Raw genomic sequence first — 25,167 nt, 5'->3', positions numbered from 1 at the left:
TAAGCTAAAACCGATAAAGAAACACACCATTAATCCCCATTTCCTGTACAATAAAGCCATGTAAATAGTTGGAATTACTTATGCTTAGCGGTAGTGACTTAAAAGCCATTAGAGAAAACGCGGGTATTTCGCAAGTTGATATGGCAGCAAAGTTAAATTGCGATCGTAAAACGGTCATTAATTATGAACAAGGTTACTTTGAACCTAAAGTCAGTGTGCTATTAAACTGGCTATCAATCTGCAAAATTGATATTAAGCCGCTGTTAGAACAAGTTAAAAATTTCAGAAATGTAACCGCGGTATTGCTTACGCTCTCTTATTTTGGCCCCTCTATTATAAGCCCTATCTATATCCTATCGCTGTTACTTTTTTTGTTGTATGCCGTATTTACCAGCAATCGTAACCTGGTGAGTACAAGCGCGATTTTACTGGCACTCAACATCACGGGCTACTTACTGTTTCTCACCGACTTTCGTGAGCTGATATATCCCAACATTGAACATGAGCCCTATGTGATGGGGGTTTTCCTGATACAGCTATCATCCTACTGTGTCATATTTTCTATATTTAAAATAAAAGTCAGACGAACAGATATTACCAGAGCCAATTTCATTAACGACAAAGTATGTGACACAGCTCATTCATACATACTTTTATACTTTATCATCATTGCTTTACTTGCTTTAATTGAAAGTACAATAAGAGTTGTATATCCAACTTTTGACCTAGATATTATTTATCAAAATTATAGAACTTTAACCTATATAGGATGGGTATTTACATTATCTGTGTTATGTTCATCATTGTTTCTTTCTAGAAATACCAAGTCAGAACGTATATTAACTCGGAATAGTAATGCTAGACGGTAATGATCTAAAATCAGTCAGAAAAAATGCGGGTATATCGCAAACCGATATGGCCAAAAAGCTCGACTGCGATAGGCGCACAATCATCAATTATGAGCAAGGAGTGTGTGAGCCAAAAACCAGTCAGCTTTTTAGGTGGCTATCAGCCTGTAATATTGATTTAAAGCCACTAGCAGCTCAATTGCAAGGTATGAAAAACTCTATACTTATACTCTCTACAATTGCATATTTTACACCTGATATTATGATGTCATCATACGTTGCTATTCTCGGGTTGTTTTTGGTCTTTGGCATCTTCAGAAGAAGTAGCTCAATAACATTTACTGCAGTTATTCTTCTTTTAACTAGCTTGCTTGAGTATACCTCACTTCAAATTCTAGTGAGTTTTTTGGCAGGATTAGAAAACAAAACAGCATGGCACTCTTCAAGCATTTTTTTGTCTCAGTCCCTACTCTCATTTTTTGCTTTAATAATATTTATTAATCAAAGAAGAGTGATAAAATATACATTTTGTCACTTATGGAAGCATAGCTATTCATATTCATTAGTATTAACTATGACATTTGCTTATTTTACAGCCTTGACGACTGCTGCGGCAGTCGAGTTCATACTTAATCGCCAATATGCATTCGAAAACTTTAATTTTATTTACACCTACTATGAGAGCCTTGTCTATTTTGGGTGGGCAGTCGTTATCGCAACACTCATTACTATGGCACTTGAAGACCTGAAGCCGAATAAGTAGACTTGGCGCTAACATACTACCTTGCACTATGTTAATTAAGTTAATAGAAACCAGACTAAAACGACTCTACACCACGAAAAAAGCAACCATAAAGAACTACCTAAACAAAACAAAGCGACACTAAAAAACCATTTGAAGTTTCGTTTTTCACAATCATTCACATTTCTTCCACAATTAGTTGTCATTGTTTATTTACCTAGTTGTTTTTGATTGGTTGAAATATGAAATCAAGTTCTTTAGTACTAAAACCCATTTTAATAAGTGCAGTATTGATAGCAGCTGTACTCGTAGACACTGCATCAGCAAGTACACCAAACTTTATCAACTCAGAGCGCGTGAACGTTCACGAACACGAAGGTAACATTAACGCCCTTCCCACCCTGATAAGCGCAAATTTGGCTGTAATTTCATCAGATGCAACAGTTGATGAAGCACTCGCTAACTTAATTATTGAAAAGCGACTTAGAAGCGCAATTCGGGGGGCCAGGCGCGCACCCGGTATAAATGAACCAATCACACAACTTGGAATGAAACTCTTTTTTACTAAAGCGCTAGGGGGTGAAAAAACCGTCGCCTGTGCCACATGCCATCACCCCGAGCTTGGCGGTGCTGATCAGCTGTCATTCAGTATTGGTACCAATGCCATCGACCCAGATGCAATAGGCCTTGAACGAAAAGCACTCAATAATGAAGTGACCATTCCGCGTAACGCCCCCACTATTTTTAATACCGGATTAATGCGCCGCACCCTCTTTTGGGATGGGCGAGTCGAGATGGTTACAAACGATCAAGGTGTTCGTAGCGACCAAATTAGTACTCCTGATTCAACGTTTAATAGTGTTGATGTAAATGCTGGCGACAGCTTAACTGCCGCGCTTTCTCGTTTTCCGGTTACATCGGTTGAAGAAATGCGCGGAAGTGCCTTTCCACAAGCCACCACAAATGAAGAGGTTAGGCGTCACCTCGCAGAACGTATTGGTGATTATGGTGGCGAAACAGGCAGTTTAGATACCAATGACTGGCTAGCACACTTTCAACAAGCATTTAACAGTGATGAACCAGCACAAAATCTTATTACCTTTGATAGCATTGCGCTGGCGCTTGGACAATATCAGCAGTCATTGGTATTGGTTGACTCAGATTGGCACCGTTATTTAAATGGTGATCCCACTGCCCTAACCGACCAACAAAAACGCGGTGCAGTATTATATTTTACACCCCGTGAAAACGGCGGCGCAGGGTGTGATACTTGCCACGGTGGTACGCGTTTTACCCGCGAAGGGTTTGTCAATGTTGCATACCCGCAATTTGGTATAGGTACTCAACCTGATAAAAGCGATATTGGCAGAGCAGCGATAGAGCTTACCCGCCGCAATCAATTTGCGTTTCGCATACCTAGCTTGTTAAACGTGGCATTAACCGCACCCTACGGCCACGCTGGTTCGTTTGAAACACTAGAACAAGTTGTTGCACACTATGTGGACCCAGCCACAAGCATTGAACAATTCTTTCAACGCGGTGGCGCCTGCGGATTACCGCAATTTACCGGTAACGAAAATTGTGATGAATTAAACGACCAAGCACAACAAAATAGCCAAGCAGCATTAAACCGTTTTGAGCGATCTCGATTTGTAAAACCCGTTTTAAATGCAGAGCAACAGCAAGACGTGGTTGCATTTTTACACGCACTCACAGATCACTGCGCCACAGATACCAACTGTATTCAGCAATGGGTACCAAGCAATTCAAGCAATGACCCAGACAACTTGCAATTAAGAGCCCGTTTTACACCCTAACCAGTTTACACCTCCCAACCATTAATGAGTTGCTACGTACCTATGTGCGTATCAACTCTTTTTTTAGTTCAACTCAATAAAATGGTCAAAAAATTTACATTCTATCAAGGACTCAATACAATGATTTTATGATTAATATTCGAGCTAAAAATGGACTTTAATAAAAAGATCAACGCATTAAGACCGCATAACCCACAAAAATCGGTGCAAGGTAGCCTTGAAAGTGACCGAGGTCGTATTATTAACAGTGCCGCGTTACGCCGATTACAACAAAAAACCCAAGTCTTCCCTCTTGAGCGCAACGCTGCTGTTCGCTCGCGATTAACCCACTCATTAGAAGTACAGCAAAATGGTCGATACATCGCACAAACCATTGTTAAAGAATTAAAAAAGCAAAAGCTCGCACCAGAATTATATGATGATTTAGCCACATCGCTTGAATCACTCGTTGAAATGGCTTGCCTAATGCACGACATTGGCAACCCCGCATTTGGCCATTTTGGTGAAGCAGCAATCAACGATTGGTTTAAACGGTACTTATCACAGCATCCCACTTACGCGCCAAACATGCCACTGCTAAGCACCCATAAATACAATGAAGACATGCCACTTCAAACGCAGCTACTGCTTGATTTATGTAATTTTGAAGGCAACGCTCAGGCTATTCGGATCATCCACACCCTATCTAGCCTAAACTTAACCTATTGCCAAACTGCCAGCATTTTAAAATATACCCGCTGTGCTACCCAGCCAAAGCCTCCATTAGAAAGCTCAACCAGTTACCTACAAAAAAAGGTTGGCTATTACTATAGCGAACAACAATTTGTTAACCAGCTTTGTAACGCGCTACATATCACAGTTGGGCACCGCCACCCAGCCGCATACATTATGGAAGCAGCCGACGATATTGCGTATTGCCTTGCAGACATTGAAGATGCTGTAGAAAAAGGCTTTATTAGTGTCGATACATTAAAAGTATTATTAGCAGAGGAATATCAAAGCATTCTTAGTACCCTTCCTCCGTCGGAGCAAGTATATAAGCAATTTGTTGCCAATAAATGCACCTATGCCTATGAGCGTGCCTGTGAGAACTTGGCAAACTTTGAAAATGAGTTTTTTATTTGGCTTAGAGTTGGGCTTATTCATACGTTAGTTAAACACGCAGCCACTCGATTTATTGGCAACTTAGAGGCGGTATATCACGGCAGCTTTAATAGTGCATTGCTTGAAGATCAAAGTTACCAATATGCCATTACACAAACGCTTAAGAACGTTGCGCTCAAACATGTTTTTTGTCATAAAGAAGTCGAAGAGTTGGAACTACAAGGCTATAAAATAACCTCGGGTATTTTAGATGAATATAGACGGCTATTAGAGCTAGACGCACAACAATTTATGCAAATCATTAACAAAGACAGAGGGTTTCCTATTGAAACACGGCTTTTGAACCGTATTTCACCCAAGTTTGTTGCCGTTTATAAACAAACAATAAACCAACTCACACCTGAACAAACACAACACCCTATATTTGAATTTTATTACAGAGGCCGCCTATTACAAGACTTTGTAAGCGGCATGACCGATCAGTTCGCTTACGATACGTATAGAACCCTCGTTGTTGCAGATTAGAATACTTTATTTATACATTTTTATGCTGTTATTTTCACACCCATTTACAAATATAGATATTGTGTGGATTGCAAAATGAAAGGTTATTTAATATTGTTGCATAAATATAAAAACCCAAAAAAGGGACTAAAAAGTGTTCTCTATACTCTTGCTCCTCTTTGCGATTCTGAGCTCTGTATCAGCTTATGCCTGTGAAGGCTTATCATATAAGCAAGATCAGCTAAAAGATGATGCCATTTGGTCACCCTATTTGCGCCGTGGTATGAAGTATTTCGGCAATAAAGAGGATCAAAAAGCCATTGCATGCTTTGAAAAAATTGCACACTACGAGCCTGGTATTGCAAATATTCGCATTGCGACGGTTTATCACCTGCGTTATAAAGCGAATACAAGTAATTCATCATTACGGACAGAAGCGATATCATATTACAACAAAGGGTTAGAGTACCCAGAGAATATTTCTGTTAACTTTATAAGAACTCAGTTAAAAAAGTTACTTGTGACGCTTTCTGCTGAAGAAATAGCACAACTACAGCATAGTCCTAATGGGAAATCTCGCTACAACCACTTTAATGCGGGCCTTTATCACGTTGATAATGCCAACCCCATACAAGCACTACATTACTTAAAGCTTGCAGCAAACGACAAATATTGGCCTGCCAAGTTACTCTTAGGACAGCTTTACAACCCTGCATTAAAATACAACGCCGCTTTTATTCCGTTTAACAAAGATCTAAAAAAAGCCACGTATTGGCTAAAAAAAGCCCACATACAAGCCCCCACTAAAATGCTAGAACGGCAGCTATTACATCTCGAAGAGTACAAAAAATCATTACACACTCTTCATGAACACTAATTCCCCCCTGTTCTCAACATACGTCTGTTTTATTTGAAAGCCTTGATGGACCCTGAAATAAATTCAGGGAGACAAAAGGCGTGTACTCGTCTGTTTAATCTGGGGGTATTCGCCTGCTGAGAGAAACAAATAGAATGTGTTCATCTGTTTGATTTGAGTTTATTCATCTTCCTGACGAAGGTCAGGATCCATATTAAGCTACTATCTCTATTTCAGTACATCACACAAACTGGACCCTGAAATAAATTCAGGGAGACGAATCGAGTGTACTCGTCTGTTTAATCTGAGGGTATTCGGCTTCTGAGAGAAGCAAATAGAATGTGTTCATCAGTTTGATTTGAGGGTATTTGTCTTCCTGACGAAGGTCAGGATCCATATTAAGCAACTACCTCTATCTCCTTACATCACACAAAGTGGACCCTGAAATGAATTCAGGGAGACAAATGGCGTGTACTCGCCTGCTTAGTTTGAAGATATTCGTCTTCCTGACGAAGGTCAGGATCCATATTAAGCAACTACCTCTATTTCAGAACATCATACAAACTGGGCCCTGAAATGAATTCAGGGAGACGAATCGAGCTTAGCTGTCACTTCTAAAGGAGACAGGTAAGTGTCAGCCCGACCTCAGGTTTATATATACCAGCAAAGGCTTCATCTTTTGCCTCCAAGCACACCTTTCGTCCTCCTGACGCAGGTCAGGATCCATGTCAGTTACTGCATTTCGCTCTCGTTACAAAGCAATGGACCCTGAAATAAATTCAGGGAGACAAATCGAGCTTACCTGTCACTTCTAAAGGAGAAAAATCACGTTTTTTCGTCTTCCTGACGCAAGTCAGGATCCATGTCGATTACAACTTTTCGCATTCGTTACAAAAACAATGGACCCTGAAATGAATTCAGGGAGACAAATGGAGCTGACAAATATGCATACGTACGTAAAGCCCCTTTACATTTTTGGTAAAACTCACTTCAAACAAAAAACAATCCCTTTAAAATCATATAAAAAGACAAAAACCAATACAAAAATACTATTAAATGTATTTTTATTGTTGCAAAAATAACATTGAAGCGCATAATGGAGTCATTAAATATGATGTAAACCAACTTTGACGTGCAAGGATATGCCCATACGCCAAACAAAACTCTGGGGCTAATCGTTATGTTCACTATCAAAAAAATAATCAATTCTATGGTACTCACCAGCTGTCTGTTCACAGCTAACACTTTGGCAAATAACTGCACAGGTCAGCTTTTTAGTATCAACGCTGGCAGAGGTGAAGTTGGGTTGGTGGTTGCGGTCAATGAGTATAGCGGTGACGCATTTGTTCATTCAAAGGCTAAGTTTAGTTCAGCAGCAATGGCATACGCATCAGACTTAAATCGTTTGTATTATATTAGTGCACCAAGAGCGTCAGAATACAAACTCGATGTGTCGGGAGTTGACTTAAACAGTACTGAGCTAAAGTCGCTGCCTATTTCTGCACAAAAACAAAAGTACACAAAAATTGCTTATGTAGATATGAGCACTAAGGAGCATGTTACATTAGCCAATAGTAAGCCGATGTACCGACTTGCATACGACAGCACGTCACAACTTTTATATGGCTCTTATTTTAACAAACTCTATTCAATTGAGCCTTCGACTGGCGAAACAACACTATTAGGCAGTATGTCAGGGTATTCGAATAACCCCGAAATGTGGCGTGGTGACTTAGCATTCAAAAACGGGCAATTATATTTAATCTCTAATTCTGCAATATTTACCGTTAATATTGCCACTTTAACCGTGACTAAACTCGCTGAGCATAACTTACCAACAGTCACAGGTGCGGTATTTAATGGTGTGGGCGAGCTCATCATCAGCCGTGATAAAAGTAATGACTATGGCAGCCATAACATGTCTGAGCTGTATCACGTCATCCCTACAACTGGGGCTGCATGCCGGATGGCAACCATACCTACTCAAATAAACGATTTAGCGGTCGATAATAGCAATGGTTATGCGTGCCCAGAGGTCCCTTTATGTCAATTAGTGACTAAGCCAACAGTGTCGCTCACACCTGTGACTGCGTCTGCTAGCGAAGGATCTACGCTCAGTTTTAACATAGAGCTTAGTAGCTCTCACAGTGCTGATGTAACTGTAGACGTATCAACCACACCAGGCACCGCCACCAGCAGTGACTATAGCTATACAGATCAGACTGTTACTATTCCAGCCGGCAGTACTAGCTATACAATATCAATACCCACTGTCGATAACACCGTTTTTCAAGGAAATAAACAATTTACTGTTCATATTAACGTAGCAAGTAACGGGACAGGCTCTGATAGTGAAACTGCCACAATTCTTGAAAATGACACAGATCCTGCTGTCCAACTTCAAAACGCAGCTAAAAATGGCAGTGTAAACTGGGAAGGCTCAGATGGCTGTTGTGACGGCCAACGCATTAGAGGGATCAAAGGCCACTTCCCTAATGCTCCAGCTGGTACAGTAGTTAACTTTTACATTAGCAGCCAAAAAATTGCGACTAAATCACTGCCTGCAAATAGCTTTAGTTACGCTGGAGACAGCCAGAGCACTTGGTGGATGAACAACGGCACGACGGCATGGGCTACGCTCACTTATAATGGGGTAACCGTTAATGTGCACACAGGCCATAGATCGCAGATCCACAACCACCATAACGTTAACTGTGCCAATGGCTGTTGGTAATATGATTTTCAGAACAGGAGTTAATTTAAATACAGGAAATGTTTAATAAGCACTATTAACAATGACAAGGAAGGTCAATAACAAAATCTATAAACAGCAAAACCTAAATAACCAGTTTTATAATAAAAATAAACGTGGTCAATACATTAAACTAATAATGTATTGACCACACTAACGCGTTACTTAGTACGGCCTGTACCACCACAAATACGTGGGTTTGAAGGTCGCGTATTACAGCCTGCGTAAAGCGTAAAGTTAACATCTTCCGCACCACCCGCTGCCGCAGCAGTTAGTGCCAATGGCAAATCTTTATTATTTAGTGTTTTTAGTGACTTTTTATTTAGTAGTAATTTCATTTACATGCACTCCTTTGTTTAATTATTCTTCACATGAGCTCACAAGGTACACAGTAAAAATGGGCGTGTCTACAAATTAATAAATTTATTAATAAAGTATATTTAAAGTAAATATATAGGCCCTGAAATGAATTCAGAGCGACGAATGGAGTGTTCCTTTCTTGCTTGAGAAGGCCAATGGAGTATATTCGTCATCTAGATTTGTAGGTTTTCGTCTTCCTGACGCAGGTCAGGATCCATGCTAAATAACCCACATACTCTCACTTAGAGCACAAGGAATAGACCCTGAAATAAATTCAGGGTGACGAAGGGCTAGTTCCGTCTTGCTTGGGGAGACCAGTGGAGTGTATTCGCCTTCTTGATTTTGGGGTTTTCGTCTTCCTGACGTAGGTCAGGATCCATGCTAATTAACCTCCGTGATCTCGCTTAGTACACATCAAGGTACCTCATACAGAAGGGACCCTGAAATAAATTCAGGATGACGAAGAGGGAGTTCCGTCTTGCTTGGGGAGGCCAATGGAGTGTATTCGCCATCTTAGCCTGAAGCTATTCGTTTTCCTGACGCAGGTCAGGATCCATGCTGAATAACCCCCGCACTCTCACTTAGAGCACAAGAAAGTATCTCATAAAGACTAGACCCTGAAATAAATTCAGGGTGATGAAGAGGGAGTTCCGTCTTGCTTGGGGAGAGCAATGGAGTGTATTCGCCATCTTAGCCTGAAGCTATTCGTCTTCCTGACGCAGGTCAGGATCCATGCTAATTAACCTCCGTGATCTCGCTTAGTACACATCAAGGTACCTCATACAGAAGGGACCCTGAAATAAATTCAGGGTGACGAAGAGGGAGTTCCGTCTTGCTTGGGGAGGCCGATGGAGTGTATTCGCCATCTTAGCCTGAAGCTATTCGTCTTCCTGACGCAGGTCAGGATCCATGTTAAATAATCCCCGCACTCTCACTTCGAGTACAAGAAGCAGACCCTGAAATAACTTCAGGGCGACGAAAGGAGTACATCTCAATTCATAACACACAAAAAGGGGAGTAGTCGTCTCCCTGACGCAGGTCAGGGTCCATGCTAAACAACTCTCCTTACTAATTACTCACTGAATTCAAATTACTCAATAAATTCAGGGGGGTAAATCCCCCAAATAAACTCAAATCCAAAAAAGTATCATTCCCACGATGGAAATGGATCAGGGAGTTTTGCCCACGATGATGCGCCTTGTAGCAATTCATCTTCCTCTAACAAACACGCGTTTAATCGATTGATAATATCGGCTTTATCTAACCCTTGGCCAATAAAAACCAATTCTTGGCGCATATCGCCAAATGGTTCAACCCATTGCGCTTCTATTGCTTGGCGATAATCAGGATCTGTGGGCCAATCTTGCTCTGGTACTGCTTTCCAAAATAATCCAGCGGCACCATATCGTGCCATACCGCCCGCTTGGCTCCAACTCCCCGCAAATTGCGGCCTTGTTGCCAACCAAAAAAAGCCTTTTGAGCGGATCAACTTACCCGCGATCTCTTTACTGTGTAAAAAGTTATAAAACTTTTCTGGATAAAATGGACGCCTCGCTTCAAATACAAAGCTGCTAATACCAAACTCTTCTGTTTCAGGTAAATGCTCACCCCGCATTTCTTTTAACCAACCCGCTGCCACACTTGCCTTTTCAAAACTGAATTTACCAGTCGCTAATACTTGTTTTAACGGCACATTCCCGTTTGAGATAGCAATTTGTTCAGCATCCGTATTAAGCGTTTTCAAGATACTTTTAAGGCGCTTTAGTTCAGTGTCTGAAATCAAATCGGTTTTACTAATTAATAATACATTGGCGAACTCCACCTGCTCAACCAATAAGTCGGCAACACTGCGCTCGTCTTCTTCACCTAAACTTTCGCCTACTTCATGTAAAGACCTCGCTTCATCGTAATCTTTTAAAAAGTTAAGCGCATCAACCACAGTGACCATGGTATCGAGCTGGGCAACATCCGATAAACTAATGCCATTTTCATCTGCAAACGTGAATGTTTCGGCCACCGGTAAAGGCTCTGAAATACCGGTAGACTCAATGACTAAATAGTCATACTTGCCTTCTTTAGCCAAACGGGTGATCTCTTCAAGCAAATCTTCTCTGAGCGTGCAACAAATACAGCCATTACTCATTTCAACAAGCTTTTCTTCTGCCCTATTTAAGCTTATTTCATTTTGCACTGTTGCTGCATCAATATTAACTTCGCTCATATCATTAACGATAACAGCCACTTTGAGGCCTTCTCGGTTACTCAATATATGATTTAGAACGGTAGTTTTACCTGCACCTAAAAAACCAGAAAGCACGGTAACTGGCAGTAAAGACGGTATATTAGACATAATTTTGACCACATTGAATTTTAAATTGACGGTTTTGATTTGATCATTAGCGATGACGAAGCGCTATTTACACGACCTAACAAGGAACGTTATATTATAACATTAGATTGCGCAACTTTTATATGGCACCAAACTGTTTACCCCCAACGCCCATCACCCGTCTTCATGGCGAAGGTCAAAGCCTAATTAATCAACCCAGTTCACTCTCAAATACTTCAAAACCTAGACCCTGAAATAAATTCAGGGAGACAAATTAAAAACTAACCATGACGCAAAACCTACACACCACTTAACACCCAACTACCCATCACTAAACACCCCCACCATCCGTCTCCCTGACGCAGGTCAGGGTCCATCCCAACCAAGCACACCAAAGCTCAACCAACCACCACGTCCAACACCCCACCATCCGTCTCCCTGACGAAGGTCAAGGTCCATCAAACCAAACACACCAAAGCTAAATCAAACCACCACGTCCAACACCCCACCATCCGTCTCCCTGACGAAGGTCAGGGTCCATTTTAATGGGCACTCAAAACCCAACCCTTGCCTCATCCCATAACACAGTAATAAAAAGAATAAACGTCGCACAGATCGGTATTGTACAAACCGCTTTCACAGTTATCACCACCCGTAGTCATCACAAATGACTTATCTACTTAGCGGCCATAAGAAGAAGAGCCATGCTTAAAAAGACGAGTCATAACAATAAAAGAAATGGAATTTATAAGTGAGAAATGAATCGAAATATGTGAGGGTAAATTATGTTACTTGTACAAAGTAGCGGTATAAAATAAAGTCGCAACGAACTTATTTTATAGTTTGAATTTTTTGATGAAAAATAAACCTTCAGCCTAGCCGAAGGTTATTAAATTATAACTAACTTTTAAACTCAAATAATTGAGTTTGATATAACTATTTAGCAGTAATAAGTTACACACTCATGCGAATGACAAGTCATCCAAGGTGCTGTAGCGTACATACCACCAGCAACTTTGTTAGTTTGCTTTTGATTTAGAGTATTATTAGTAGACAAGTTTTTAATCTGTTTTTTTACCATTTTAATTTTCATAGCACATTCCTTATTAAAAAAACCACAATGACACCAGCAACTTAACAAGTAAAGCACTTTGTTCAACACTAAAAATAACCCTCAAATAAGTGCTGGAAGTTAAATGCAATATAATAAATATAACGCCTTGCCTATACACCCTTGCACACGAACCTGCATGTTTAATGCACAACTTCGAGTTTATACCGCCCAAAAGTATTTACATTTTATTACATTTAAATTACAATCATAGCAAAACCAAGTCACATACCACCGCACCTAGCTTTATACCCATCTCCCACACCATCAGTCTCCCTGACGCAAGTCTGGCTCCATCAAACAGTCAACATTCACTTTCAAACACTTCAAAGCCTAGACCCTGAAATAAATTCAGGGAGACAAATAAAAAACTAACCATGACGCAAAACCTACACAGCACTTAACACCCAACTACCCATCACTAAACGCCCCACAATCCGTCTCCCTGACGCAGGTCAGAGCCCATGCCAACCAAACACACCAAAGCTAAACCAACCTCCCACATCCAATATCGACCCCCAGCAACTAACACCCCATCATTCGTCTCCCTGACGCAGGTCAGAGCCCATGCCAACCAAACACACCAAAGCTAAACCAACCTCCCACATCCAATATCGACCCCCAACAACAACCCCCCCACCACTCGTCTCCCTAAAATAGATTCGTCTCCCTGACGCAGGTCAGGGCCCATGCCAATCAAACACGCCAAAGCTAAACCCAACTCTGCATCCAATATCGACCCTCAACAACCAACGCCTCACCACTCGCCTCCCTAAAATAGATTCGTCTCCCTGACGCAGGTCAGGGCCCATGCCAACCAAGCACACAAAAGCTAAACCCAACTCCATATCCAATATCGATCCCCAACAACAAACACCCCGCCATTTGTCTCCCTGACGAAGGTCAGGGTCCATCCCAATCAAACGCGCCAAAGCTAAACCCAACTCCACATCCAATATCGACCCTCAACAACCAACGCCTCACCATTCGTCTCACTGACGCAGGTCAGGGTCCATGCCAACCAAGCACACCAATGCTAAACCCAACTCCACATCCAATATCGATCCCCAACAACAAACACCCCGCCACTAGTCTCCCTGACGAAGGTCAGGGTCCATGCCAACCAAGCACACAAAAGCCAAGGCTAACCTCCTACCCCACACCCCTTTCAAACCTCACCCCAATAAATTAAACTAAACGCCGTTTCAAGGAGTTACGGCAACCTCAACACAGCAGTAAAAGGAATAAACGTGGAACAAATCGGTATTTACGAGCAGCTCACCATCCAAGTGGTCGAGCAAAACCTCAACAGAAAACGCTTTTACGTGGGTGAGCGTGTGCTTGGATATACATTTCAGGCTCTTTCAGCCACTTTGACCTTCCCTATGGCAGATGAACGTAAGAGCATCGAGGCTTCTAATATGTCAATGTAACTTTCTTAATGTATTCTTCATATAGACTATAAAGTTTATTCTGCTTAAGATGCTGATGATGGGGTTGCTTAGCATGACAACCTATACACAACACCATACAATTAGCGGGTGAATTCCAGTATTGACTATGGTTGATATGATGAACATGTAGTAGATGCTTATAGCTTTTAAATGAGATTTTGCACAACTGACAACACCAATTATTTTTTGCACGCATATCCCTGCTGAATTCTGACCAATTTCTCTCCCCCAAAAACCTATTGAGTATATTTGACTCATCAAAAGCGATATGGCTTAACACAACACCTTCTATCACAAAATCTGCAAAATTGAAATTGCTCGCTAATTCATCACATTTGGCCTTATTTTTTCCAAGTGGCGGTAAATAATCAGGGAACAGCATTCGGATGCAAAACTGACAAGCCGCCATAGGTAATAGTACTTCCTCTTCTTGAATTTCGCCGCTCTCAGCTTTTAAGTTAACATGAAAAAAACCATCTGCACGGCTTGTTACCTGATATTTCCCTGGTGCCCTTTGTATATTTTGACAGTAAGTCAAATGCACTTTGGGTGTTTTACTCATTATATTATCCGCTGTTAATTCATCATAACGTGCTATTTGAAACTCTTTTTTATAAGCAAAAACAGGTCTACCATCTTTAAAAAAACCAGGGTCTCTCCGGTAGTTAAACAATATCTTTCGGTCAACACTCTCTCTAACATTGCCCAATACTTCATACCAAGATGAACGAAAACCGTTAAATTTAGTCATTTTCTTGTCTCGCTTGCTGAGTGTAATCAAACAAAATTTCTACTCGCCGCTGTAAATTTTCCTGTCCTTTAGTCAACGAACTGTCAGCGTACAGAAATGACACCCCTTCAGCAGCAAACTTAGAAGCAATGACCACCTCCTTCTTTGGCAATGACGCTAAGCAATAATCTGTTGTATTCATTGCCCTTTCATAAGAAACACGCATATTGCCAACAAAATCATTACCTTTTCCACTCCAACTTCTATCTGTATGTCCCCGTATGATCACTTTACCAATTGAGCTACCATGATTGCCCACAATACTTATTAGTTTTGGGCACAACATATTTAGAGTTGCCTTCGCAGACTCAGTCAACTTTGAATCATTCTTTTCAAATTGCAGCCAAACTGTTAATGCATGTCGACTTTCGTCCCAATGTAATTTTGACTTATTATTGCTCACTGTTTCTAACAGCTTACCTACTCTCCGCTTCTCATTTAATAAGTTATTCTCAAAAGAAGTATTGTTGAAAGCTTCATATTCACTTCTTAAATCACGTTTTTCGATGGCTAATAATGTGCCTAATAAAAATACGGCCGTTAGTGCCGTCATAAGATCTGAAATCGCTAAACCTGAATCTTCCGTGCCTTGCGCATTGAATAGCATAATTACTCCACTTCATCTAACTGAAGATCAGTTTCTTTGGCTTTGCTCTTTATCAACACAGTGTTATTATCTTTGAGGATAGTTTTGAGGCCACTAGTGTAAACATCGACTACTTCGGTGAGTCCTTTTTCAACTGTAAGATCTAAGTTCTCAAAGAAAGCATGCGCCGCTTTCATTTGCGCCAGATTTAATGCATCAAATTCTTTACTAACATTTTGAAATTGAACCTTAAAATCAGTAATAGCCGCTACCATGCTCTCTTTGTGATCTTTTTCTAACAACTCTTGAACCTGTTTTAAATCTATAACTAGCTGAGACACAGATTTCATTGCTGACTCTACTCGATTTATATCATGACTTAACGAATGGTATAATGTTTGTACCTTAGAAAAGTCACTCATTATGGCAGAAGAAACATCTTCCATCCCTTTTTGCAACTTTTCATTTTGCACTTCAAAACTAATAAGTGACTTTTCTGTAGATTCTAAAATAGTATTAAAGTGCATAACGCAATTACGTAATAAATTCGCACTATTTCGCATAGCGATTCTATTATTTTCGTTAAATTCCTGAGATGAAGTGACCATCGTATTTAATATAACCTGATTCGACTGAACAGAAGTATTCACATCATTTAATAGAGTATTTGATTGAGAGATTAAAATTTCAATATTGGCAGCGAATTTCTTCAAAATAACATTAGTACTTTCTTGAAATTGCTGACTTAAGCTTTCAGAATCTTTGAAAAGCTGCTCCGATAATATAGTAGCTATTGTTTTACTATTGTTATTGATTGCATGAATTACACTACGGCTATTTTCTCGCAGCGCCACAACAATATGGTTCGTTTGCTTTGCATATTCATCATATGGATCTTTTCCATATTTAGTTGACTGCCAACGACAAAGTATTGAACCACCTAAGCCAATAACACTAGACCAAAAGGCACTTTTCAACCCAACCAATAACGCCTCAAATGCCTCTTGGCTATTGCTGGAGGGTGCCAATGACTGTAATGAGACAGCAATGCCAACAAATGTAAAGAATATGCCAATGGTTACACATAGAGAGGGTGTAATAGTTGCAACTTTAGAAGTTGATTTTCTTGCCTCATAGATAAAAAACAAAACTGCTACAGCTGTAGTAATAATCGAGATGAAAATAAGATTTGTTGCCAAATTGAAACCTCCTCAAGTTTAATTTCAAATGGCTTAAACTCTACATCATCGGAAACATTAAAAAAACAAAAAACCAACCTTTCTGCTACTTAATCGATTAATCACAACCTCACCTTGTGTACCATGTCCCACCATTCGTCTCCCTGACGAAGGTCAGGGTCCATGCCAACCAAACACGCCAAAGCCAAGGCTAACCTCCTACCCTACACCCCTTCCAAACCTCACCCCAATAAATTAAACTAAATCCCGTTTCAAGGAGTTACGGCAACCACAACACAGAAGTAAAAGGAATAAACGTGGAACAAATCGGCATTTACGAGCAGCTCATCACCCAAGTGGTCGAGCAAAACCTCAACAGAGAACGCTTTTACGTAGGTGAGCGCGTACTTGAAAGTGCCGAAGCCGCAACTTGGCTGTCGCGTTTTTTAGCAAAGCTGGTAGAACAGGCCATCAACGCGATACCTAATTCCAACGAGCGGTTACAGCACCAAATAGAACTCGCTAACAAACTGGTTTTTTGGTTAAAAGATCACATTACTGACGACACAGTCATTAGCGATAACTTAATTGACTCACAAGGCAAAATACTCACAGCCCTATTTGATAAAAGTAACCCTATCGCCGCTGACTTGCCCACTTATACCAATGGTATATTTCCGCTTACTGGACTAACTCAAAGCGAGCTATTCTCAGGAGCAAACGCTGGTATTTCTTTAGAAACGGAACTTAAACGCGAGATCAACTCAGCCGATACCATCTACTGGTTAGTATCATTTATAAAATGGACGGGGCTGCGTATATTCAAAAATGAGCTCGAAGCATTTACTCACAGTGGTAAGCAGCTCAAGGTAATAACAACGTCTTATATGGGTGCAACCGACGCCAAAGCGGTAGAGTTTTTGGCAGGCTTACCTAATACCGAAGTTAAGCTTAGTTACAACAACCAACAAGAGCGCTTGCACGCAAAGTCCTACTTATTTTTACGCAATACGGGCTTTCATACCGGCTATATTGGCTCATCTAATTTATCACACTCAGCACTCACCAGCGGCCTTGAGTGGAACTTAAAAATCACTGCACAAGAAATCCCGCACATCATCGCCAAAACTAAAAGCACCTTCGAAACCTACTGGCAATCAAAAGACTTTGAACTATTTACTGGTAAAGTTGCGTGCAAAGAAAAGCTGATAAATTCATTAAAAGAACAACGCGGAGTACGCCAACCAAACAACCCGTTGTATTTTGATATAGCCCCAAAACCCCATCAAAAAGTCATTTTAGAAAAACTCTGTGTCGAACGCAGCGTTCACAACCGCTATAAAAACTTGGTGGTTGCAGCAACAGGCACGGGTAAAACCATTGTTTCGGCTTTCGACTTTAAACCTCTTTACGATGAAAACCCAAGTGCTACTTTTTTGTTTATTGCCCACCGTGAAGAAATACTCAAACAAGCTCAAAGCGCTTATCGTGGCGTGCTTAAAAATAATAACTTTGGCGAATTATGGGTGGGTAACTATACCCCCGAGCGTTATAACCAGTTATTTGCGTCAATCCAAACGCTCAACAACCAATTAGCCACCTTACAGCTAACTTCCGATTATTATGACTATATTGTCATCGACGAGGTACACCATGTAAGTGCAACCAGTTATCGGGCCGTATTACAGCACTTTACGCCAACCATATTACTGGGATTAACCGCCACACCAGAGCGACAAGACGGCGCTAATATACTAGAGGATTTTTGTGGCGTAATAGCCGCTGAAATACGCTTACCAGAAGCCATCAATCAACGTCATTTATGCCCATTTCAATACTTTGGTATTGACGATACACTCGACTTAAATCAAATCCCATGGCGCAATGGCCGCTATGACATAGCCGAACTAAGCAACCTTTATACTGGTGAGAATAGTCGCGCAGCTAAAATTATCACCAGCCTAGCCGACATTGCCACCAACGTTCACACCATCAAAGCGCTGGCATTTTGTGTAAGCCAAGCCCATGCCGAGTTTATGGCCGCCAAATTCAACCTTGCAGGTATCAATGCCGACGTACTTACCAGTAAAAACACCCGCGAGCGTGCACAAAAACAACAAGCACTGCGCAGTGGTGCTATTCAAATCCTGTGCGTAGTCGATATTTTTAACGAAGGCGTTGATATTCCAGAAGTCGACACTCTGCTATTCTTACGACCAACCGAAAGCCTCACGTTATTTTTACAACAACTTGGCCGCGGTTTGCGTTTGCCCGACAATAGCCTTTCTTTGAGTGGTTCAAAGCAATGTTGTACCGTGCTCGACTTTGTGGGTAATGCGCGCCCAGAATACGACTTTGCCAGTAAGTTTCGCTCGCTCATTGGTAAAAGTAATCAACCAATCAAAACTGAAATCGAAAACAATTTCCCGCATTTGCCGTTGGGTTGTCGTATAGAGCTACAAAAGCAAACGCAAAAAACCATATTAAAGAATATTCAGCAGGCTATTAATGGTAAACGCCGCCTCCAGCAGCTCATTGCTGGCTATTCACAACACAGTGACGACGAGCTCAGCTTAAGCAACTTTTTACGACTCAATCCGCAGGTCACACTTGAAGACATCTACAAACCAAAAGACAAAAAGCTCGGCGGCTGGCACTGGCTAAAAGGTGATGACATTCCCGAAGAACAAGCCGATATTTATGCCGCATATTACCGCGCCATAAACACCCAATTACTTACCTGCGACTCACTTAGCTATTTACGCTTTTTACAGGAATTATGTAATAACAATTTTAACTTTTCGCCTACACCGCAAAACCAACAATTTGCGCTAATGGCTCATTACAACTTTTGGGATAATACAGGTAAAAGCTTAGGGTTTAACACTTTAGATCAAGGCTTGAAAGCACTTAAACACACAATGTTGCAGCACGAACTGGCACAAGTAATTACGCTTTTAATAAACCGTATTCACCAACAAGAAAGTGATTTAGCGTGTTTTCCCAACCACGCCATAAAATTACATAGCCGCTACACGCGCCAACACATACTCGCCGCCTTTGGTGCACACACATTTGATAAAAAATCGACAGCGCGCGAAGGCGTATTAGAATTTAAAAATCAAAATCTAGAACTGCTATTTGTTACCCTTAACAAGTGCGAAAAAACTTATTCGCCCACCACGTTGTATCACGACTATGCACTGAGTCCCACATTGTTTCATTGGCAAACACAAAACAGCGCCCGCCCAGAACACGGCCGCGGCTTAAGCTACATTGAACACCAACAAGCAGGCAAAACCTTTTTGTTATTTGTCCGAGAACAAAGTAAAGATGAAAACGGCCGCACAATGGGATTTGTAAACTACGGCGAAGTTAAATACCAAAGCCACACCGGCAGCCAGCCAATGAATGTCACGTGGGAATTGATGAACCCCATGCCAAGTGACATGTGGCACGAGGCAGGGAAATTGGCGGTTGGGTGATTATCGTAGAATGCACATTAGAAGTTACAGCTACAGAATAAAAAACGCATTCTGGACAACCTGCAAACTTATAGATTAATACTCAATCCTATACACTATATTTTGGTATGCTTTCCGCCACACGGCCTAGCTCAAGACTTGATTGCTGATAATTAAAATCAACAGCTTCAAACTCATTCACACCTACCCACAATTTAGAACTATTCGCCTGCGCGACCTGATATGCCCAATCACTTACTGAACGCGATTTATCTGCATCGCAATTAAAGTAGTCACTAAGTTCATGAGTTAAATGTTGGCTATGTATAACGAGGTTTTGTTCTTGCCAGCGCTCGCGGTGACATTGCGCTGCTAAAAAGTCGCGTTTACTGTTGTTGCAGGTGCTGTGAGCGGCCACAAAGTTGTGGCCTAAGTCGTTTGCGTAGCGGACAAACGGAATAAAATGGTCAACTTCGGTTTTGTTATTCAACGGCTTTTGGCAGTAAAAGCACTTGCCCTGTTGTAGCTCTATTAAAACAGGTTTGGCTTTGCTGAGTGCGTTACGATCAAACCCAAATAAAAAGTCGTGCAGTTGGCTTTGTGGACCAATCAATGTTTGATTGTGTTTTATGCTTTGAATTTTTTGCAGCCACGCATTTTTAGCCAAGTACACCACCAAATCATAAAAACGCCTAAAGCAGCTGGCAATACCTGCATTTAAGACGATGTGTTGCGTGCTATGTGTATGCGGGTATAAAAAGCATTCAGCTTGTTTTGCCAATATTTGTAAACGCCACAGCGGACCCACTTTGAGCGTGGCTAAGGCGGCATTAAATGTTGGTTTATATAAGTGGCTTTGCTTTAGAGCACGTAAATTACGAATGTTGTTTTGTTGGCACTCATACAACACCGAGATCACTTTAGATTGCACACCACTATTTTGTTTTAATAAAGCGTTTTCACCTGTTTGAACTGCTGAAAAAGGGACGGCATGGTGCCAATATAAAACTATGAGCTTATCCGCTAAGGTGGCTAAGTCTATTTTGAGTGTTGCTTGCTCAGATATAAGCGGCTGCTCTACACATACATCAGCCAATGCATGGAGTAAGGCAAACTTATACGTGGCACTGAAGTCACCTTCAACCAATAAGCGCTGAATGTAAGCGATAAAATCAAGTTGTTGCTGTTGGTTATCACTCATAAGACGATTCTTCACAAAGCGGCTTTTTCACCACCACATTCAACCACACTTGCTCGCTTCTATCAGGGCGTTGATCTTTGCTTTGCCATACTTTAACCACGTTTAAACTGGGTATTTGTGCTAGTAGATCTTCTAGGCATGTTTCGGTTAAATCACTAAATATGCGGTTGCCGTCGTTGCGCTCGCCTTTGCCGTATTTGAATGAGGCGTACAAAATACCATTGGGTTTTAATGCGCTAGCGAGCTTGGTGAAACGGTCTGGGAGCTCGTTATGGGCAACATGAAGTAAACTGGCGCAACACCATATGCCGTGATATTGCGCGTGTTCTTTAACTTGTCGAAAGGTTTTTACGTACACGCTTTGCTGTAAATGAAAGCTGGCAATGTCGGCCAGTTCACTGCAGGCATCAAAGGCCGTGACTTTATAGCCCAGTTGCTTAAACGCCAGTGCGTCGCGCCCTGCGCCGCAACCGGCATCGAGAATATGTATTTTTTCATGCTCGTTGTGATGCGGCGATGGTAATAGTGGCAAAAACTCTTTATATAGCTCGCCCATATCAACGTGTAGTGTTGACTGTGCAAAATCATGCGCGTTATTTGCGTAGTATTGGAGTGTACTGTTTGTTTTAGCTAAAGACGCGGTATTGTTCATAGTTGGCGCTCACAATATGAGTTTGCTAAGCACTGGTTTTCAAAAGACTGGCAAGCACAATACGTAATGCACTTTTGGGCACCGATAGGATTGGTAACTTTATAGTGTGTGTGCCTGTGGCCGCTTAAAGCTGCTTGATATAAGCGCATTCAAATTCCTGTTAGTTCTGCGGCTTTGTTTATACCTAGGAGTGTATAAACAAAGCCGCCGCGGTTGTACTGCGTCCTTCAACCGCTTTTATGCCAAGTGTAACCATGTATTTGTTAATGTATTGCTATGTTAAAACGACGAGCCTTTCGCCTTATAATTTAGCTATTGGCTGGTAACTTAGCACGATTTATGGCGGTTTGAATAGGCTTTGCGTTGAAGTCCACATAATTATCATGGCTTTATCTGTTACGTTATTTTTACATTGCGTTATTGAGGTTAGTAGGTGTTTTTAATTGGGGTGGACCCTGACCTTCGTCAGGGAGACGGAGTGTGGAGTTGGTTATGGTGCCTGTATTTGAGGTGGATCCTGACCTTCGTCAGGGAGACGGTGTGTGGAGTTGGTTATGGTGCCTGTATTTGAGATGGATCCTGACCTTCGTCAGGGAGACGGTGTGTGGAGTTGCTTATGGTGCCGGTATTTGAGGTGGATCCTGACCTGCGTCAGGAAGACGGTGTATAGATTGGGGGCGGTGTGTGAAGATGCGCCGCTGCTTCGTCGCTCTGAACTGGTTTCAGAGTCTATTTTACTTTCGTGGTTGGGATGGGCCCTGACCTTCGTCAGGGAGACGGTGTGTGGAGTTGGTTTTAGTGACTGTGTTTGAGTTGGACCCTGACCTTCGTCAGGGAGACGGTGTGTGGAGTTGGTTATGGTGCCTGTATTTGAGGTGGATCCTGACCTTCGTCAGGAAGACGGAGTATGAAGTGAGGGCCGGTGTATGAAGGTGCGCCGCTTCTTCGTCGCTCTGAACTGGTTTCAGAGTCTATTTTACTTTCGTGGTTGGGATGGGCCCTGACCTTCGTCAGGGAGACGGAGTATGAAGTGGGAGATGGCGTGTGCGGCCTTTTCTTTACAAGAATTTATCACTTTGATAGTTTAACCCTTTATTTATGTTACTGGTTATACCAGTACATCACTATTTTATAAGAGAATTAACCTCTCCAAAAAGCCATACTTTAGAATCAAAAATATCGCTTCATACACCTGAAAAATACGCTTTACCGCTTATGAAGCACATCACAACTAAGAATCAATTAGATCTACATTTTAAATAATGATACTTATTATTAATATGACTAATTTACATCCCATTGAACAACAAACAAACAAATGTTAATAGTTAAATAGCGTACACGTGTACGCTTATTTCGTATAAATCGCAATTTAGGAGGCATTTATGTATATCAACAAAATTCTAAAAGGTAATTTTATTAACTGACATTCGCACGATGTTATGTTTTTAAAAGGTGAAATTAATTATGAAAAATTTAGATCAAATTAGCAGCATTACCGGAAGGCTGTATCAACTAAACAGGACTTTTCTATTTTTAGGAGATTGCTATGAAAGCATTCACAAAAAAGTGATCCAGAGTTATGAGCGTACCTTGTCAATAAAAAGCTCTCATCATTACGTAATTTGTACTACGAAGCAAAAAGGAATCAAACGATGCCAGATAGCAAGAAAAACCGATCCGCCACCGACCTAGTGAAAATCCTATTTGCTGCGTTAGGGGCTATCGGCTACCTATTATCGAGTATGGCAGAAATTATGCAAAATGCTGTCATAAACAATAAGCCTTGGGGTGTGTGTTTAATCCCTGCTCTAGTTATATTCGTAGCACTCATTACCATGTGTTTATTAGTGTTTAAAATTGGTACAGTGGTTAGTAAGTAAATCCAAAGCCGCATCGCGGCTTTCCTTTTTTAATTATTAAAGTCTTTCCATTCATTATTTCGCTAACTTGCCTTAACAAAATTTTAAAAGTATGTTCCCATAAATGGACCCTAACCTTCGTCAGGGAGAGGGAGTATGGGGATGGTTTTGGTGACTGTGTTTGAGATGGATCCTGACCTTCGTCAGAAAAACGGTGTATAAAGTTGGGAGCGATGTGTGGAGGTTTGCCGCATCTTCGTCGCTCTGAACTGGTTTCAGAGTCTATTTGATTTATTTAAATTAACTGTAATAATTAAATATATAAGTATTTATAACAGGATGTTATAGCTACATACTTTTCTTTCCATATTGCATTAAAGGACTACCACATGCAGCCTACCACTTATATTTTGGCATCTAAGCCACAGGGTACTTTATATATCGGCGTCACTCGTGATTTAAAAAAACGCATATACGAACATAAACACCATTTTGTCGAAGGGTTTACAAAACGCTACAAGGTAACGGAACTGGTCTATTTTGAAACCCATTGTGATATGTATAGTGCCATCACTCGTGAGAAACAGCTTAAAAATTGGCGTCGTGAATGGAAAATCAATTTAATTGAGAAGGTGAATCCAAATTGGGATGACTTGTACCTCTCAATTTAAGGTTTGCTCTTTGAAGCATTCGTGAATAATGGCCTTACCCTCTATTAGGAATGACAGAGTATTGAATTGGCTTTAGTGCCCTGGTCAAGATGGATCCTGACCTTCGTCAGGAAGACGCTGTATAAATTGGGGGGCAGTGTGTGAAGATGCGCCGCTGCTTCGTCGCTCTGAACTTGGTTCAGAGTCTATTTCTCTTTGGTGGTTTTAATTGGGATGGACCCTGACCTCCGTCAGGGAGACGGGGGATGGTTTTGGTGAGGAAGACGGTGTGTGAAGGTGCGCCGCTGCTTCGTCGCTCTGAACTGGTTTCAGAGTTTATTTTACTTTGGTGGTTTGGTTGAAGTGGATCCTGACCTGCGTCAGGAAGACGCGGTATATAAATCAGCGACTGTGTGCAGGCGCTCTTTCGTCGCTCTGAACGGTTTCAGAGTCTATTTATGGTGGTTTAGCTGGGCATGGACCCTGACCTTCGTCAGGGAGACGCTATATACAAATCGGCAACCGACTGTACCCCTTCGTCGCTCTGAACTTGATTCAAAGTCTATTGCTCTTTGGTGGTTTGAATTGGGATGGATCCTGACCAGCTTCAAGAAGACGCGGTATATAAATCAGCAGCTGTGTGTGAAGGTGCGCCGCTCTTTCGTCTCTCTGAACTGGTTTCAGAGTCTATTTTACTTTGGTAGTTTGGTTGAAGTGGATCCTGACCTTCGTCAGGAAGACGGTGTATAAACTGGGGGGCAGTGTGTGAAGGTGCGCAGCTGCTCGATCTCTCTGAACTTGGTTCAGAGTCTATTTCTGTTTAATGGTTTAGCTGGAATGGATCCTGACTTTCGTCAGGAAGACGGAGTGTGGAGTTGGTTATGGTGCCTGTATTTGAGATGGATCC

19 protein-coding genes are annotated in these 25,167 nt (G+C 41.4%); 11 read left to right on the top strand and 8 right to left on the bottom strand.

What is annotated here, in order from left to right:
• Window positions 1–80 precede the first annotated feature (80 nt).
• The 6 genes from PCIT_RS19815 (at window position 81) to PCIT_RS19790 (ending at window position 8,605) form a co-directional block, all read left to right on the top strand.
• The gene (locus PCIT_RS19815; RefSeq protein ID WP_010367450.1) at window positions 81–869 is read left to right on the top strand and encodes a helix-turn-helix domain-containing protein; all 789 of its coding nucleotides are present in this window, start codon (window positions 81–83) and stop codon (window positions 867–869) included.
• Entirely contained in the window at window positions 856–1,611 is a 756-nt protein-coding gene (locus tag PCIT_RS19810; RefSeq protein WP_010367448.1) for a helix-turn-helix transcriptional regulator, read from the top strand. Before PCIT_RS19815 ends, PCIT_RS19810 begins: the two co-directional genes overlap by 14 nt.
• A 221-nt stretch (window positions 1,612–1,832) precedes the next feature.
• Window positions 1,833–3,407 (top strand): cytochrome-c peroxidase, encoded by a 1,575-nt coding sequence (locus tag PCIT_RS19805; RefSeq protein WP_010367446.1) that lies wholly within the window; start codon window positions 1,833–1,835, stop codon window positions 3,405–3,407.
• A gap of 150 nt (window positions 3,408–3,557) precedes the next feature.
• Window positions 3,558–5,036 (top strand): dGTPase, encoded by a 1,479-nt coding sequence (dgt, locus tag PCIT_RS19800; RefSeq protein WP_010367444.1) that lies wholly within the window; start codon window positions 3,558–3,560, stop codon window positions 5,034–5,036.
• A 133-nt stretch (window positions 5,037–5,169) separates the two neighbouring features.
• Entirely contained in the window at window positions 5,170–5,892 is a 723-nt protein-coding gene (locus PCIT_RS19795; RefSeq protein ID WP_010367442.1) for a hypothetical protein, read from the top strand.
• Between the two features lie 1,159 nt (window positions 5,893–7,051).
• Complete coding sequence (locus PCIT_RS19790; RefSeq protein ID WP_010367440.1) at window positions 7,052–8,605, top strand: Calx-beta domain-containing protein; 1,554 nt, start codon at window positions 7,052–7,054, stop codon at window positions 8,603–8,605.
• A gap of 179 nt (window positions 8,606–8,784) precedes the next feature.
• Here PCIT_RS19790 and PCIT_RS19785 read toward each other — a convergent pair whose 3' ends face one another.
• From PCIT_RS19785 to PCIT_RS19775, 3 genes are all read right to left on the bottom strand, one after another.
• A complete protein-coding gene (locus tag PCIT_RS19785) occupies window positions 8,785–8,961 on the bottom strand; it encodes a hypothetical protein (RefSeq protein ID WP_157592904.1) in 177 nt (58 codons plus the stop codon).
• 1,169 nt (window positions 8,962–10,130) lie between these two features.
• Window positions 10,131–11,333 (bottom strand): zinc metallochaperone GTPase ZigA, encoded by a 1,203-nt coding sequence (gene zigA, locus PCIT_RS19780; RefSeq protein ID WP_010367434.1) that lies wholly within the window; start codon window positions 11,331–11,333, stop codon window positions 10,131–10,133.
• Between the two features lie 1,770 nt (window positions 11,334–13,103).
• On the bottom strand, window positions 13,104–13,379 hold the full coding sequence (locus PCIT_RS19775; RefSeq protein WP_010367432.1) for a hypothetical protein: 276 nt from the start codon (window positions 13,377–13,379) through the stop codon (window positions 13,104–13,106).
• Between the two features lie 294 nt (window positions 13,380–13,673).
• Between PCIT_RS19775 and PCIT_RS19770 the strand changes: the two genes are divergently transcribed.
• Window positions 13,674–13,856, top strand: a complete 183-nt coding sequence (locus PCIT_RS19770; protein ID WP_010367429.1) for a hypothetical protein — start codon at window positions 13,674–13,676, stop codon at window positions 13,854–13,856.
• Here the strand turns inward: PCIT_RS19770 and PCIT_RS19765 are convergent.
• Genes PCIT_RS19765 through PCIT_RS19755 form a run of 3 tightly spaced genes read right to left on the bottom strand, consistent with a single transcriptional unit; the run spans window position 13,840 to window position 16,452 of the window.
• Window positions 13,840–14,628, bottom strand: coding sequence for an HNH endonuclease (locus tag PCIT_RS19765; RefSeq protein ID WP_010367422.1), 789 nt, complete (start codon window positions 14,626–14,628; stop codon window positions 13,840–13,842). The genes PCIT_RS19770 and PCIT_RS19765 overlap by 17 nt on opposite strands.
• A complete protein-coding gene (locus PCIT_RS19760) occupies window positions 14,621–15,274 on the bottom strand; it encodes an OmpA family protein (RefSeq protein ID WP_010367419.1) in 654 nt (217 codons plus the stop codon). Before PCIT_RS19760 ends, PCIT_RS19765 begins: the two co-directional genes overlap by 8 nt.
• A gap of 2 nt (window positions 15,275–15,276) precedes the next feature.
• Complete coding sequence (locus tag PCIT_RS19755; RefSeq protein ID WP_010367417.1) at window positions 15,277–16,452, bottom strand: hypothetical protein; 1,176 nt, start codon at window positions 16,450–16,452, stop codon at window positions 15,277–15,279.
• 296 nt (window positions 16,453–16,748) lie between these two features.
• Between PCIT_RS19755 and PCIT_RS19750 the strand changes: the two genes are divergently transcribed.
• A complete protein-coding gene (locus tag PCIT_RS19750; protein ID WP_010367415.1) occupies window positions 16,749–19,916 on the top strand; it encodes a DUF3427 domain-containing protein in 3,168 nt (1,055 codons plus the stop codon).
• An 88-nt stretch (window positions 19,917–20,004) separates the two neighbouring features.
• Here PCIT_RS19750 and PCIT_RS19745 read toward each other — a convergent pair whose 3' ends face one another.
• Window positions 20,005–21,096 carry an HNH endonuclease gene (locus PCIT_RS19745; RefSeq protein ID WP_010367409.1) on the bottom strand — a complete coding sequence of 364 codons (1,092 nt, stop codon included), beginning with the start codon at window positions 21,094–21,096 and terminating at the stop codon, window positions 20,005–20,007.
• Window positions 21,089–21,748, bottom strand: a complete 660-nt coding sequence (locus PCIT_RS19740; protein WP_010367407.1) for a class I SAM-dependent methyltransferase — start codon at window positions 21,746–21,748, stop codon at window positions 21,089–21,091. The genes PCIT_RS19745 and PCIT_RS19740 overlap by 8 nt, the downstream gene beginning before the upstream one ends.
• A gap of 1,655 nt (window positions 21,749–23,403) precedes the next feature.
• On the opposite strand from PCIT_RS19740, the gene PCIT_RS19735 reads away from it, so the two are divergent.
• From PCIT_RS19735 to PCIT_RS19725, 3 genes are all read left to right on the top strand, one after another.
• A complete protein-coding gene (locus PCIT_RS19735; protein ID WP_010367406.1) occupies window positions 23,404–23,631 on the top strand; it encodes a hypothetical protein in 228 nt (75 codons plus the stop codon).
• A 368-nt stretch (window positions 23,632–23,999) separates the two neighbouring features.
• Window positions 24,000–24,281, top strand: coding sequence for a GIY-YIG nuclease family protein (locus PCIT_RS19730; RefSeq protein WP_010367405.1), 282 nt, complete (start codon window positions 24,000–24,002; stop codon window positions 24,279–24,281).
• A gap of 270 nt (window positions 24,282–24,551) precedes the next feature.
• Window positions 24,552–25,010, top strand: coding sequence for a hypothetical protein (locus tag PCIT_RS19725; protein WP_010367404.1), 459 nt, complete (start codon window positions 24,552–24,554; stop codon window positions 25,008–25,010).
• Window positions 25,011–25,167: the final 157 nt, after the last annotated feature.

This window comes from Pseudoalteromonas citrea (assembly GCF_000238375.3).
Lineage (GTDB): Bacteria > Pseudomonadota > Gammaproteobacteria > Enterobacterales > Alteromonadaceae > Pseudoalteromonas > Pseudoalteromonas citrea.
The sequence above is the reverse complement of the archived record's forward strand: the minus strand, read 5'-3'. Positions and strand labels throughout refer to the sequence as shown.

Excerpts from the sequence above, each read along its gene's own strand:
- PCIT_RS19815 (WP_010367450.1), top strand. The coding sequence starts at position 81 with ATGCTTAGCGGTAGTGACTTAAAAGCCATTAGAGAAAACGCGGGTATT.
- PCIT_RS19810 (WP_010367448.1), top strand. The coding sequence starts at position 856 with ATGCTAGACGGTAATGATCTAAAATCAGTCAGAAAAAATGCGGGTATA.
- PCIT_RS19805 (WP_010367446.1), top strand. The coding sequence starts at position 1,833 with ATGAAATCAAGTTCTTTAGTACTAAAACCCATTTTAATAAGTGCAGTA.
- dgt (WP_010367444.1), top strand. The coding sequence starts at position 3,558 with ATGGACTTTAATAAAAAGATCAACGCATTAAGACCGCATAACCCACAA.
- PCIT_RS19790 (WP_010367440.1), top strand. The coding sequence starts at position 7,052 with ATGTTCACTATCAAAAAAATAATCAATTCTATGGTACTCACCAGCTGT.
- PCIT_RS19785 (WP_157592904.1), bottom strand. The coding sequence starts at position 8,961 with ATGAAATTACTACTAAATAAAAAGTCACTAAAAACACTAAATAATAAA.
- zigA (WP_010367434.1), bottom strand. The coding sequence starts at position 11,333 with ATGTCTAATATACCGTCTTTACTGCCAGTTACCGTGCTTTCTGGTTTT.
- PCIT_RS19765 (WP_010367422.1), bottom strand. The coding sequence starts at position 14,628 with ATGACTAAATTTAACGGTTTTCGTTCATCTTGGTATGAAGTATTGGGC.
- PCIT_RS19760 (WP_010367419.1), bottom strand. The coding sequence starts at position 15,274 with ATGCTATTCAATGCGCAAGGCACGGAAGATTCAGGTTTAGCGATTTCA.
- PCIT_RS19745 (WP_010367409.1), bottom strand. The coding sequence starts at position 21,096 with ATGAGTGATAACCAACAGCAACAACTTGATTTTATCGCTTACATTCAG.
- PCIT_RS19740 (WP_010367407.1), bottom strand. The coding sequence starts at position 21,748 with ATGAACAATACCGCGTCTTTAGCTAAAACAAACAGTACACTCCAATAC.
- PCIT_RS19735 (WP_010367406.1), top strand. The coding sequence starts at position 23,404 with ATGCCAGATAGCAAGAAAAACCGATCCGCCACCGACCTAGTGAAAATC.
- PCIT_RS19730 (WP_010367405.1), top strand. The coding sequence starts at position 24,000 with ATGCAGCCTACCACTTATATTTTGGCATCTAAGCCACAGGGTACTTTA.